Source organism: Clostridium omnivorum, from assembly GCF_026012015.1.
Taxonomy (GTDB): domain Bacteria; phylum Bacillota; class Clostridia; order Clostridiales; family Clostridiaceae; genus Clostridium_AX; species Clostridium_AX omnivorum.
Genome location: NZ_BRXR01000001.1, coordinates 2,392,932 through 2,406,416, shown reverse-complemented (window position 1 = coordinate 2,406,416; position 13,485 = coordinate 2,392,932). Strand labels below are relative to the sequence as shown.

The window sequence follows — 13,485 nt, the reverse complement described above, 5'->3', positions numbered from 1 at the left end:
GCCCTTACACTAAGTAGGTATGCAGTATTTTAAAAATTTACCCTTTCTTTTAATCTTTTTTTATTTCCATTCCTTCCACATGCCTTTTATTCATAATTTTGTTCTTTTTTCTATTTTCCACACTTTCAAAAACTATATCAAAATCATAGTCCTCGGGATAAAGTTCTTCTCCTTCTATATATAAGGACAATCTCTTATGGTTAATTTTAAACTTTTTCTTCATTACCATAACCCCTACTTCACCTTTGCCATTTTGAAGTTCACATACAATACCTGTTCTATCCATAGTGCTTATATACACACAGTCACCTATATTAAAGCTGCCTTTTTTCTTTTGTTCCCTTGCTAAAGCTTCATATTTACTTGCCGACTCCAGTTTTTTTATCATTTCCTCATGCTGCAAATCAGGTTTAGTTTCTACTACTTCTGCCAGCGGCTTATACTCATCATATTCCTTAAATTCCTTGTAGGTAATCTGGTGAGCTCTCTCTATTAGATTCTTATCCATGCCGAGTCTTAGTGCAATATATAGCGCATTACTCTCCCCTGGCTCTCCTATCTTTAGTCTATATAAAGGTTTTAAGGTATTTATATCAAATTCCATACATCCATTCTTGAAGCCTTCACTAGCTTCTGCGAATTCTTTTATCTCGCTATAGTGAGTAGTAGCAAGCAAGGTTGCTCCCCTCTTATAAATGTCCTCTAAAACTGCAGTTGCAATACCCATACCTTCAGCAGGGTCAGTACCTGAGCCTACTTCATCTATAATTACCAGAGTGTAAGGATCAGAACAATTTATTATGCTTATAATATTTTTAATGTGCGAGGAAAAGGTACTCAAACTCTGTTCAATACTCTGACCATCCCCTATATCTGCTAGTATATCTGCAAATATAGCAAATTCAGAACCTTCTCCTACTGATACATGAAGCCCGGATTGAACCATCATAGTTAATAATCCAACTGTTTTTAACACTACGGTTTTGCCGCCTGTATTCGGGCCTGTAATAACTAAGCTTCTATAACCATTTCCAATATTAAAATCTAGAGGAACTGCACTTCTTCCTAAAAGAGGATGTCGTCCGCTATTAATGCATATATATTTATTTGTATTCAGTTTTACGGCTCTTCCATCTATAGTCTTGCTGTACTTTGCTTTAGCAAATATAAAATCATAATTAGCCATAGTTTCAATGTTGATGGATAATTCTCGTTCACTGCTTTCTACCATTACAGTTAAGCTAGAAAGAATTTTATATACTTCTTTTTCCTCCTCAATTCTAGCAATATTAAGTTCATCCTGAGCCTTTTTAACCTGTTCAGGCTCTATAAATACTGTAGAACCGCTGGTTGACATATCCTGGACACTTCCTTGAAGATTGTGCTTATATTGACTTTTTACTGGTATTACATATCTTCCATTTCTCATGCTTACAAGATTGTCTTGAAGGTAGTCTCTATACTTTGGATTTCTTAGAACACTATCAAGCTTAGTCTTTATTCTATCCTCCAGTACAGCAATCTTTTTTCTAAGCTTGCACAGTTCACCGCTGGCTTTATCCTCTACTCTTCCCCTAAAAATGCACCTATCTATCTCCTCAGTTAAATCTGTAAGTTCATATATTGATTGGGCATAGGTACTTACCATGGGAGCTTCAAAAGCCTTATCTTCCATAAATATTTTAAGCCTTTTGCCTTCCCTTAAAAGTGTACTTATTGCTTCAAGCTCCTCTGGAAGAAGATTTGACCCCTTACCTAGCTTTTCTTTAATTTTCTTAATTCCTGAAAGACTATGGAGTGGTACACTTGAACTTCTATCTATAATAGCCCTAGCCTCTGTAGTTTCCCTAAGCTGCTTTTCAATTGCATTTATATCTACCATAGGTTCTAATGCCTCAATTCTCTCCTTTGCCATTTCTGACAATGCATACCCTTTCAAGGCTTCTAATATTTTATTGTACTCAAGAATTTTAATAGTTTCCTTATTCATTTTCTATTCTCCTCCATGATTTCTTAGTTTGATGGAGTCAAGAACCTAGAAACATTCATAAATATAAAAAGCCGCAGTGAACACAAGTTCCCTGCAGCTTTAATTAATCCCCTTAGCTTTATGAAAAAACTATACCACAAAAAGTATATAGTTTTAGACATAAAAAGCCGTGCACAAGCACGGCAATGTTTAACTAACTATAAAAGGAATTTGCTTATCCGTGTTCCTAGCTTCGTCTTAAAAACCCCATAACAAATAGACCTAATTACATTAGGCTTTTTAAGATTTTAAGACTCCAATATTAAATTGGTTAGTTAAGAACAACCTCACTCATAAAACAAGCTCCTTTATTTGTAAATTTAACAATATTATAATACAAAGCATACTAACATGCAATATACTACTTCATATCATTAGTTATCTCATCTAGATTCCAAGCATCCTTACGATTTTTTACTTTCATATTCATATACTCTTTCATTCTATTAAAATAAATACGTTCAAGCACAAAAAGGACACATGCTGAAATAGTAGCCCTAGTCCCTATATTTATATGTCGATAATACATATCTCTAAAGTAGCCCTGTGAATTCATAGCATCTTCATATACGGACTGCGCCCCTAGTCCTTGAACTACACCTGTTACGCTGCACAAAATGCAGGCCACAATGAGTACAGCCCAAACGAAGTTCTTTATGCCATTATCACTTAGCTTATAGCTTATAAGAACATTTTTTACAAGCAGAACAGCACTAACTATAGCTAATAATGCTCCAATGATGATGGTGATATTAATTCTAATCATGTTTTCGCCCCCTACAACAAATCTTGAAATACAATTATATCATATGCATACAATAAATTCCACAAACTTAAAATTTATCTAAACAATTGACTTTTTAAATAAGCAGCAGTCCATAGCAGGAAAATTTCTAATATATAATTTCCCATTAGAAACTAGATAGTCCGTATCCGTAAATACTTCATTAACTACTCCGTCCAAATCAATTTGATCCATTTTGGTGGATAAATCACAGTAAAATTTTACAGGATTTTCTGAAAGGTTAAAAACAGCCATATATATTGCCTCTTTGCCTTTTGTGACAAATCCAAATATATCCTCGCTTTGAAAATAGGGTATTACCCCGAACTTGCTATCAATATCCTTACTTATACTTCTCAGTTGGCTATCTGTGTCAATTTTGGTAGCTAAATCACCAGTTATGGTTTCCAGCAAAGCTCTTACCTTAGTATTTTTTATATTAAATTTAGTTTTGTAATCTAATATGGACCTTTTAAGCATCATTTTCATTATGAAATTATAATTTAAATAGTACTTTTCTTTTCTTTTTGAAAACTTTTTAAATATTCCCTGCTTTCTGCTAAGCTCCAGCTCCTGCTGCAAAATTACATTGTTTCCTATAGCCATTCCTAATGGACATTTGCCAAAGGAAAATGTAATCCCTTCAAACACACTTTTAAGTTCTAACAATAAGCTATTTAACTGAAAATATGAATTTAATATTTTCAACTCTAAAAGCCCCTCTAAATAACTACTAACATGCTCAATATGAACATTATTGCTGTCCTTTTCCTTTAACTGCTGCACCCTTTCAAAGATTATGAGCTTTCCATCCTTAGTAGATATATCTATTGGGTACAACTTTTCCTTATCAACCTTTATACTTATGGGTTTACCATTTATTTTTATTGAATAACTGCAAGGTTTTTTTGTAAACAAAAAATTATATTTATCATTATTGTCCTCTTCAATTACTTTTTTAGTATTTTGCCTTGTCAATTTATTAAGTTCATAATTTTCAGCAATAGCATCCATATATTTATTGAAGGAATGAAACGGATCATTTCCTTCTGTTATGTACAGAGTATCTAGTTTTAACTTTTCATTTGGAAGCAGCTTATGAACCCCAAAAACGTATTCAGCATATACTTTAACATGATTTCCCTTTATTATGTACTTTATACATACTTTGGAAGTATGACTGCATAAAAAAGCAAAGAGGTAGTTGTTTGAGAACTCTTCCTCCAATATCATTCCAAACAGGTATGAAATAAATTCTTTTGCGGATTTACTTTCCTCCAAAGGTTGAAACTCTATTTTTTTTGAAGGGTCTTCATTGTTTAAAACACAAGCAGCATTATGGTCAAAATTAAATGTGGCTAAATGAATACTAAGGCTATTTAAGCACGCTTCTTTCTCACTGCAATTCAATAGTGAAATATTCAAAGTATTAGAACTTTCATCTATTATTAGTTTAATATTATTTAATATATAATCCCTTACACTATTCTGCAAATCTATATCTATTTTATAACTCTTTTCATCCATTTTTAAAACAACATCTAACTTGTGTAAGTCCATTTTCTCATCCCCTATTTACATCTTACATAAATTATACCAAGAAAACAGCTTCTGTTAAGAAAAATCGTTTTACAATACTCCCCACACGAGAATTCAATAAATGTCAAATGGAGATGCAGAAAATAAATATTTTCGCTTATATATTAATATAGATTAATTTGCAATTAAAACTAATAAATTTTAAAAATATAATATCTGCTTATCGAAATTATTATAAATAAATGGTATTATATATAATCATAGTATTATTTATTTTTTAATGATACTAAAACTTAAGTGTAAAATTTTAGAATGAATTATTTTATAATGCTAAGGCTTTATATCTTTATGAACAGTATGTTCTATACAAGGAGGTAAAAGTCCTAAATGGACTTTTACGGGTAACTTGCCGGTGGAACCGGCACGAATAAGTTACCCAGTGTTTCGAGTGAAAAGAGAAAAAAGTCCTAAATGGACTTTTACGGGCACCTGTCGGTGGGAACCGACAAGAATAGATTGCCACTTGTGACCAGTGAAAGGAGAAATATCTTGGGTAAAAAAAAGCTTACAAAAAAATCAGCAAAAAAATTTAAGGCTATATCGGTATGTTTAGTTATTTCTTGTTTTTTCATAGGTTTATTTTTACGAATAGGGTACCTTATGTTATTCAAATCATCAGAATATAAAGCTATAGCTGCTGAACAGCAAACTAGTGAAATTAAAATAAATGCAAGAAGGGGAAAAATATTAGATACAAACGGCATGGAACTAGCAGTAAGTGCCGACGTTTATAGAATTGACTTAGATTTAAATACTCTGAGAGATACCTTAAAAAGCAATGAAAAGAAGCAAAAGAGTCCTATGACTATGGACGAGCTTGCTCCACAGCTGGCTCAAATACTTAACATGAAAACTGAAGATGTTTCAAAAATCTTGAATTCTACTCTAAAAAGTGGTCTTCCAGCTGGATCTGCTATATTAAAACGAAGAGTTGAAAAACCTGAAATTGATAAAATAAAAGCCCTAAAACTTAGAGGAATTATAATTTCCTCAGACACTAAAAGATTTTATCCAAATGATAATTTCTTGTCTCAAGTAATTGGACATACTAATGTGGATGGAGTAGGACTTTCAGGAGTTGAACTGTATTACAATAAGGACCTAACCGGAATAGCTGGCAGAAAAATATATGAAACTGATAGCAAGAGCAATCAGCTCCCTTACGAAGAGTCCATGTATACTAAGCCAGTGGATGGTAAGAATGTTGTCCTTACTATTGATTCCACAATCCAAAACTATGCAGAAAAAGTGGCTCAAAAAGCCCTTACTGATAATAAAGCAAAAGCTGTAAGTATCATGGTTATGGATCCAAACAATGGAGAAATTTTAGCTATGACTAGCAAGCCTGATTATAATTTAAACGACCCTTCTCCTGCTGGAAAGAGTTCTGCTGAAATATTAAACCTGTGGAAAAACAATTCAGTGCAAAACACCTTTGAACCTGGTTCTATATTCAAAGTTATAACTGCTGCTACTGCTATAGAAACTGGGATTGGTATAAATGATAAATATGTTTGTAATGGAAGTCTGCAGGTGGCTAAAGGCACTAACCCTATTAGATGCTGGGAACCAGCCGGTCACGGCACTGAAACCTTTGCTCAAATTCTTGATAATTCCTGTAATGTTGGTTTCATGGAACTAGGTGCTAAGCTTGGAAAACAAAATCTTGTAGACTTTACAAAAAAGATGGGCTTTGGTCAAAAGACTGGAATTGATTTGCCAGGTGAAGCCTCTGGTATAGTATTATCACCAGATAAAATAGGTCCTGTAGAACTTGCTACCTTTGCATTTGGACAAAGTATATCTGTAACTCAAGTTCAATATATGGCGGCTTTTAATGCCATTGCTAATGGTGGTACTTGGATTAGACCTCACATTATGAAAGAAATATCCTATACAGATGAAAATAACAACAATAAAGTAGAAAGAAAGTTTACAGACTTCGGAAAGAAAACTGTAGTTGATAAGAGCTTAACAGATCAATTAAAACTTAACCTGGAAGAAGTTGTTACTAAAGGTGTTGGTCTGCCTGCTTATATACCAGGCTATAGAATAGGCGGTAAAACTGGTACAGCTCAGAAGGTTAATGTAGAAAACGGCACCTATGCAGCTGGTAAGTATATCTCTTCCTTCGCAGGTATGGCTCCAGTGGACAACCCTAAAATATCTATGGTTATTACTGTAGATGAACCTGATGAATCAAAATATTACGCTGGACAAACTGCAGCTCCAGCAGCAAAAGATCTCTTTGATGAAATCTTTAACTATTTGATAGTACAGGGAAAAATGGAAGCACCTAAGAATGTTCCAGTTAACAATACCCAAATAGATCCTAAGACTATAAAACATTAATATAAGAAAATACTTTTTAGTGCACCCCAAATGTTAACGCTATAGCATTTTGAGGTGTACTTTTTTACTTCTAAAAACTTTAATAATATTCCAAAATACTTTCCACATTCATTATGAATTGCCATAAACACTACACTTGTATGCTTAAGTTATGTATGATATTATGTAATTCCAGCAGGGGAAACAGTTACTTAAAGCTAACAACCTTAAGCTGGTTAACTGCCTGCTCTATGAGTTAATATACTCAATTATTTTTATGGAGAGATACTCAAGTGGCTAAAGAGGACGGTTTGCTAAACCGTTAGTACGGGTATCCCGTAGCATGGGTTCGAATCCCATTCTCTCCGCCAAGGAACAGTGTTCCTAAATAAAATTATCTTCGTGCTAGATGGGGAGCTAGCGGTGCCCTGTAACCTGCAATCCGCTATAGCAGGATCGAATTCCTCGAATAGGCTTTATCTTGTCAGGTTGGCCTAATCAAAGAAGTGTTGAGAACTTAGTCCCCTGGAGCAAAAGCTCATGAATTCCGTCAGGTCCGGAAGGAAGCAGCGGTAAGTGAACACTTTTGTTTGCCATGGATAAACTTGGTTTGAGCTAACTGGATTAGAAGCGCTGGTAGGTTAATTGCCGACTCGTGGTGCACGATGTACATAGTATTCATTTCAAGATAAAAGAGGCGCATAATCTGCACCTCTTTATTGTTTATTAATTTCCATTTTTTTTAAAAGATTCTCTAGTTTTTTTTCATAAAGCATAACGTCATACATTTCTGGGTCAACCTTTTTAAGAGCGCATTTAAACTCTTCTATATCTATATTACAATCTTTAAGCCTCTTTCTCACTTTTTCCAAAGTCTTTTTAATTTCCGTACAAGTATAAGGTTTTCCCGTATCAATAAAATATATCCTATCTCCCCAACCCTTAAGAATTAGATAGGCTTGTCTTCTTACTACTAATATTTTATCCCTCAAAGCTATTTCCCATAGTAAATCCCTTACTTCACTGCATTTATAGCTTTTAAGTAATTTAACAGCATCATTTCTCTTCTTCCAGTCTGTCTTATCCCTTGCTAAAAGAATAGCTTCAATAATTTCATCTGGCAGCTTAGTTTTAGACTTATTTAATTTTTCCAAGGCATCCTCCACTATTCTATTGTTAATAGACATATTATAAACCATTTGAACGTTAAATAAAAGACAAACTACAAATTAAAAATTTATGTAAACGTTCCATTATATAGAAATATTCATTTTTATATAACGCTCTCAATGTAAGCATCAATTAAATATCAATATCTTCCAAAATATATTATACTTATAATATATTTTCCATCAAGTGAAAATAGTTGAAACTTTTTATTAAGCTTATTTATCTAACCTATGAAAATAAAATGCTGCAGCATTTGAAAGAAGGTATGCTAATGGATATTGAAACACTAATTGAAAAAAGTAAAGCTGGAGATATCTCTGCTTATATGGAGCTTTTAAAGCAAAAACAGGATTTATTCTATAGGATAGCTATGGCCTATACTAAAAATTCCTATGATGCAGAGGATTGCATTTCTGATGCTGCAATTAAAGGATTTGAAAAGATAAAGCAACTGCATACACCAAATAAGTTTTTTGCATGGTTCACCTCAATTCTTGTGAATGTATGTAGAAAAAATTATAAGCTTAAAAGCACCTCCTGCTGTGAGGAAGAAATGCAAGAACTTATGGATAGTTTTTCTTATTCTTCAGTAGAAGATAAAATTATAATTGAAAATCTTTTAAGCAAACTTAAAGATGATGATAGGGAAATTATCGTACTTAGATATTTAAAGGATTATTCATTAAAAGAAATAGCATACATAATGGATATTCCTATCAACACCGTGAAAACAAAGATTTATAGAAGCCTTAACATTTTAAGAATTAAGAATAGGAGGATTGAAAATGAATATTAATGATTCTATGATTCCTGAAGATTTAATGAATAATGTTGAAGGAAAGCTTAGAAAACACCTTCAGCAGAAGAATAAAAAAAGGAAAATATATTCTATAGCTTTTGCTATAACCTTTGCATTAATAGTGCCAACCTCCGTGCTTGCATATAACAACCATGTTAAAAGCATACCTTACAAGCAAGAAATTGATTTAGCAAGAGAACACAAGGATACTTATAAAATTGATAAAAGCTTTAAGTATAAAAATACGGAATTTAAATTTAAAGAAATTCTAGCAGACGAGACCGGTATTATGGTTATATACGATGTTTCTAATCCCGATTATTATATTAGCAGCATAAATGTTAGGGATAAAGATAATTCTTGGCTTGGAGACTATGGGTATTCCCTCCCAGGAACTCTAGATTCTGAAACTGAAAGATTTTTTCATATATCTGGCTCTAAGGATGTAATTGCATACATGAAGGATAACCCTATTATAATAAACATAAATAAAATTGACCATCTTCAAAATCAAGAAAAGTCCTTTTTTACAAAGCTTAAAGGCCTAATAATAAAAGAAAAAAATATGGCTGTAGACTGGACAATAAAAGCTCAAATACCACTTCAGAAAATAAGAACCTTTAAGCTAGACAAAGAAATATCACTTGATATAGGCACTTTAAAGCTTACAACTTTTAAGGAAGGAATATTAAATTCCTATGTTAACTATGCTTTCACTCCTTCAGATAAAAATATTACATTGTTTAACCCTATATTCTCCATAAAAATGGATGATGAATACTATAATAGAAATATGTTTGCTTCTATTCCTATGGAAAATAGCATTGAATTAAAATCTATTTATTATAAAAAGCCAAAGGAAATAAGCCTAAAGCTTATTGGTGCACAGGTCTCTTATTCAAATGGAAGCAAAAAAGAATATACTATTGATAAAAATAAGCTGCCAGCAGAATATGAGTTCAATGGGGATAAATTTACTCTAGTTTCAGCAAAGAATAAAGGGAGCTCAATAGAATATTCCTTTGAATTTGATTCTAAAAACAGAACAATTGAAAACATGCTCTTGTCCTTCAATACTCCTTCCAAATCTGAAGGCAACTTTGGAAGAATTCAATTTAAGGATCAAGAAAAAAGAGATGAAGTTTATAATAACTTAACATCAAAAATACCTAATATTAAAGATTTATACAAAGAAAATCACCTAGATGAAGGTTTAACAAAAATTAAATATGAAGTAGAAGACAAGAATTGCAACACATTTACTATAGACACTTATGAAAAGACATTCTTATACAATAGCGATGAATATATAATAAGAACTGAGAATTTGAAATAAATCTAAGTTACTTATAAGTATTCAAGGGCAGCTTACACAAAGAGCTGCCCTTGAAAAAACTCAATTAAAATTATCAAACCATGCCTTCTTCAAGGCTATTATAGCCTCTTCTATGTGTTCTATTGGAATGCCTCTATATGAAAGAATAACCACAACCTTTCCACTCTCTTCTGTGCTATTATGCCCCATATAGTATTTTGAAATTGGCCATATATCTATACCTGCACCTCTAGCCATTTTAATAACTTCAGCCTCAGACAAATCAGTTTTGAGCTCTAAAATAACCCTAAGCCCCGCGCTGGTGCTTATAAGCTTTACATTATCCGCCATGTGAGTTTGAATTGCTTTTGTTATGGTATTATATTTGTTTTGATAATGTCTTCTAATTTTGCGAACATGGCTCTGTAAGTGGCCTTCTTTCATAAAACGAGCAAGGGCCTTTTGATTAAAGATTGAGGTTGTCTGCTCATACAAGCTAAACTTTTCTAAATATAATTCTAATAGCCATTTTGGCAGCACCATATAGCTTACTCTAACAGCAGGAAGGAGTACCTTAGAAAAGGAGCCTAAGTAAATAACTTTATCGCCGCTATCCAGGCTTTTTAAGGATGGTACAGGCTTTCCAGCAAACCTCATCTCGCTGTCGTAGTCATCCTCTATTATGATTCCATCATTGCACTCTGCCCAGTTTAAAAGCTGAAGTCTATTACTTACAGACATCACAATACTCTTTGGATATTGATTTGAAGGAGTTACAAATACTATTTTGCTCTTACTCTCCTCCAGCTGCTTTATATCAATTCCCTGATCGTGGACAGCAATAGGCTTAACTTCAAACTGATGTCTTTCAAATATAAACCTAAACTTATCACTGCCTGGGTCCTCCATACCTACAGTATCATAATTAGGTCTAAGCATTTGGCAAAGAAAGCTTAAACAATACTGTGTTCCTGCACCTAAAACTATTTGACTTGGATGGCAATTGGCCCCTCTATTTTCATAGATATATTTTGCTATCTCCTCTCGCAGCTCATAATCCCCTTGAGGGTCACCGTATGAAAAGAAATTAGTACCTTCTTCATTTAATGCAGAATTGAATAGCTTTTTCCAGACAGCTATATCAAAGCAAGTCTTATCTGTGTTCTTAGGTGTAAAATCATACTTATAGCTCCTTACAGCAGGAGTTTTCTCATAGCTTATAATCCCTCTGCTACTTGAATTTTGCATTTTATATAGATCAGATTTAATATCAACAACTTTGTAGCCTATCTTAGGCACACTTTCAATATAGCCTTCTGCATAAAGCTGCTGATAGGCCGCTTCTACGGTATTTTTACTTAAACTGAGGTACTTAGATAGCTTCCTTAAGGAAGGCAGTCTCGTATCACTTTTAATTTTCCCACTAATTATTTCATTTTTTATATACTCATATAGCTGATAATAAATGGGCTTTTCCATTGTATTATCTAAAAGCGGCGTAAAGGAAACCATATTGCTTTCTCCCCTTCTCTGTACCTTCTTATTTTAGCAAATCTGTCACTTTTAACTATGACAATTATTCTTTATACTATAGATGGTAACATAATTTTTTACAAAAGTACTAATAAATTTTTAACGCGTTAAATTTAGATATTATTTAATCCATAACTATTTTTAGGGGGTAAGCAATATGGTAAATGAAAAAAGATTACTAGACGAATTTATTGAGCTGATAAAAATAGACAGTGAAACTTCTAAAGAAGGTTCTGTAGCTAAAGTTTTAGTAAACAAATTAGAGGAGCTTGGTCTAGAAGTTTACGTTGATGATGCAGGAGTTAAAGCCGGTGGCGAAACTGGTAATATCATAGCAACCTTAAAGGGAACTAGACCTGGAAAAGCTGTATTATTCAGCTCTCATATGGATACTGTTAGCCCTGGTAAGGGAATAACTCCTATCATTGATGAAGTAAATGGCATTATAAAAAGCGATGGAACTACCATATTAGGATCAGATGATAAGGGCGGCATTGCTGCTATTCTTGAAGCTATAAGATTAATTAAGGAAAACAATATAGCTCATGCTGATATCCAGATTGTTTTCTCCATATGGGAGGAAGCTGGTTTGTTTGGTGCAAAGTACCTAGATTATTCTAAAATTAATGCTGAATATGCTTTTGTATTAGATGGAGGCGGTGCTCCAGGCAAAATAATAGTTAAGGCTCCTGCACAGGACAGTATTCAAGTTAAAATAAAAGGAAAGCCAGCACACGCAGGAGTAGAACCTGAAAAAGGCATAAGTGCTGCTATGGTTGCTGCTAGAGCTATTGAAAACATGAAGCTGCTTCGTATAGATGAGGAAACCACCGCTAATATAGGAATTATAAAGGGCGGTATAGCTACAAATATAGTTATGCCAGAACTTGAAATATTTGCAGAAGCAAGAAGCTTAAGTAACTCAAAGCTGGATACTCAGACAAAACATATGGTAGATACCTTTAAAAAAGCTGCTGAGGATTTTGGCGCTGAGGTAGAAATAAAAACTCAGAGAATGTATGGTGCTTTTTCTGTGGATGAAAATGATGAAATAGTAAACTTATTAAAGAGAGCTTTCACTAACATGAATATTGAACCTTCAGTTATTTCTACTGGCGGAGGCAGTGATACCAATATTTTAAATGCTAACGGTATAAAGGCTGTAGTTTTAAGTGTAGGAATGGAAAAGGCGCACACCCTTGAAGAATACATAAGAATAGAAGATTTAATAAACTCAGCTAAAATGCTGGTTGAAATAGTAAAAGAAGCCTAATATAAAAAACCACTTAATCTACAATAGATTAAGTGGTTTTTTATAAGTTATTTAACTTCCTTTACACACCATTTATTTTTATCCTTTACTATAAGCAGAGTAGAAGTGGTAGGTTCTGATGGACCTGCTGAAGTAGCCCAATAGTACTTAATTGTTACTTCATAGGTTGAGTCATTTATTTTTTTGCTGCAAACAATGTCATATTTATCTACCCAAGGGCTTGAAGTACCTATTATCCAAAAATTATCCTCAGGCTTTCCCCATTGTTTTATAATGTCATTTTTCAAGTCATCACAGGCTACAGCATAATGATAAACTCCATTTCTTGTCACTTCCGCTTTTGCCCAAATTCTAACTGCCTGTTCAGGAGTAAGAGCCCCTAATTCATCAATAGCCTTATGAAAAAACTCAATTTGAGCCTTTGCCTGATCAATACTCATTTGCTCATCTGCTGGTTTGTTACTAACAGCATCTGTAATTTCAGGTTCAATTGCATAAGCTATCTGCGCTGTAATTGAAACTATTACAATTGCAATACTTACTATAGTCTTTAAAAATCTTTTCATATAAATCCTCCTTTGCCATAGGAACTTCTTCACTTTTCCTAATGATAATATATACCTTTTTACAGATACTATACTCATCAAAAGTT

General features: G+C 33.2%; 10 protein-coding genes, 1 tRNA gene and 1 other RNA gene. 6 read left to right on the top strand and 6 right to left on the bottom strand.

Annotated features, from left to right (window positions below; translation table 11 throughout):
- Positions 1–49: 49 nt before the first annotated feature.
- The 3 genes from bsdE14_RS11535 to bsdE14_RS11525 form a co-directional block, all read right to left on the bottom strand.
- Positions 50–1,990: an endonuclease MutS2 gene (locus tag bsdE14_RS11535; protein WP_264850084.1), complete on the bottom strand. Its 1,941-nt coding sequence runs from the start codon at positions 1,988–1,990 to the stop codon at positions 50–52.
- Positions 1,991–2,390: 400 nt separating this feature from the next.
- Positions 2,391–2,795: a hypothetical protein gene (locus bsdE14_RS11530; RefSeq protein WP_264850083.1), complete on the bottom strand. Its 405-nt coding sequence runs from the start codon at positions 2,793–2,795 to the stop codon at positions 2,391–2,393.
- Positions 2,796–2,873: 78 nt separating this feature from the next.
- Positions 2,874–4,373, bottom strand: coding sequence for a hypothetical protein (locus bsdE14_RS11525; RefSeq protein WP_264850082.1), 1,500 nt, complete (start codon positions 4,371–4,373; stop codon positions 2,874–2,876).
- A 528-nt stretch (positions 4,374–4,901) separates the two neighbouring features.
- Here bsdE14_RS11525 and bsdE14_RS11520 point away from each other — a divergent pair.
- From bsdE14_RS11520 to ffs, 3 genes are all read left to right on the top strand, one after another.
- Positions 4,902–6,764 (top strand): stage V sporulation protein D, encoded by a 1,863-nt coding sequence (locus tag bsdE14_RS11520; protein ID WP_264850081.1) that lies wholly within the window; start codon positions 4,902–4,904, stop codon positions 6,762–6,764.
- 258 nt (positions 6,765–7,022) lie between these two features.
- Positions 7,023–7,114 (top strand) — tRNA-Ser (locus bsdE14_RS11515).
- Between the two features lie 29 nt (positions 7,115–7,143).
- Positions 7,144–7,409, top strand: an RNA gene (gene ffs / locus bsdE14_RS11510) — signal recognition particle sRNA large type.
- A gap of 50 nt (positions 7,410–7,459) precedes the next feature.
- On the opposite strand, the gene bsdE14_RS11505 is transcribed toward ffs, so the two are convergent.
- Complete coding sequence (locus tag bsdE14_RS11505; RefSeq protein ID WP_264850080.1) at positions 7,460–7,897, bottom strand: hypothetical protein; 438 nt, start codon at positions 7,895–7,897, stop codon at positions 7,460–7,462.
- A gap of 212 nt (positions 7,898–8,109) precedes the next feature.
- On the opposite strand from bsdE14_RS11505, the gene bsdE14_RS11500 reads away from it, so the two are divergent.
- Entirely contained in the window at positions 8,110–8,709 is a 600-nt protein-coding gene (locus tag bsdE14_RS11500) for an RNA polymerase sigma factor (RefSeq protein ID WP_264850079.1), read from the top strand.
- Complete coding sequence (locus tag bsdE14_RS11495) at positions 8,699–10,048, top strand: DUF4179 domain-containing protein (RefSeq protein WP_264850078.1); 1,350 nt, start codon at positions 8,699–8,701, stop codon at positions 10,046–10,048. Before bsdE14_RS11500 ends, bsdE14_RS11495 begins: the two co-directional genes overlap by 11 nt.
- A gap of 60 nt (positions 10,049–10,108) precedes the next feature.
- Here bsdE14_RS11495 and pdxR read toward each other — a convergent pair whose 3' ends face one another.
- On the bottom strand, positions 10,109–11,539 hold the full coding sequence (pdxR, locus tag bsdE14_RS11490; RefSeq protein ID WP_264850077.1) for a MocR-like pyridoxine biosynthesis transcription factor PdxR: 1,431 nt from the start codon (positions 11,537–11,539) through the stop codon (positions 10,109–10,111).
- 178 nt (positions 11,540–11,717) lie between these two features.
- On the opposite strand from pdxR, the gene bsdE14_RS11485 reads away from it, so the two are divergent.
- A complete protein-coding gene (locus bsdE14_RS11485) occupies positions 11,718–12,833 on the top strand; it encodes a M20/M25/M40 family metallo-hydrolase (RefSeq protein WP_264850076.1) in 1,116 nt (371 codons plus the stop codon).
- A 47-nt stretch (positions 12,834–12,880) separates the two neighbouring features.
- On the opposite strand, the gene bsdE14_RS11480 is transcribed toward bsdE14_RS11485, so the two are convergent.
- Positions 12,881–13,399: a hypothetical protein gene (locus bsdE14_RS11480; RefSeq protein WP_264850075.1), complete on the bottom strand. Its 519-nt coding sequence runs from the start codon at positions 13,397–13,399 to the stop codon at positions 12,881–12,883.
- Positions 13,400–13,485: the final 86 nt, after the last annotated feature.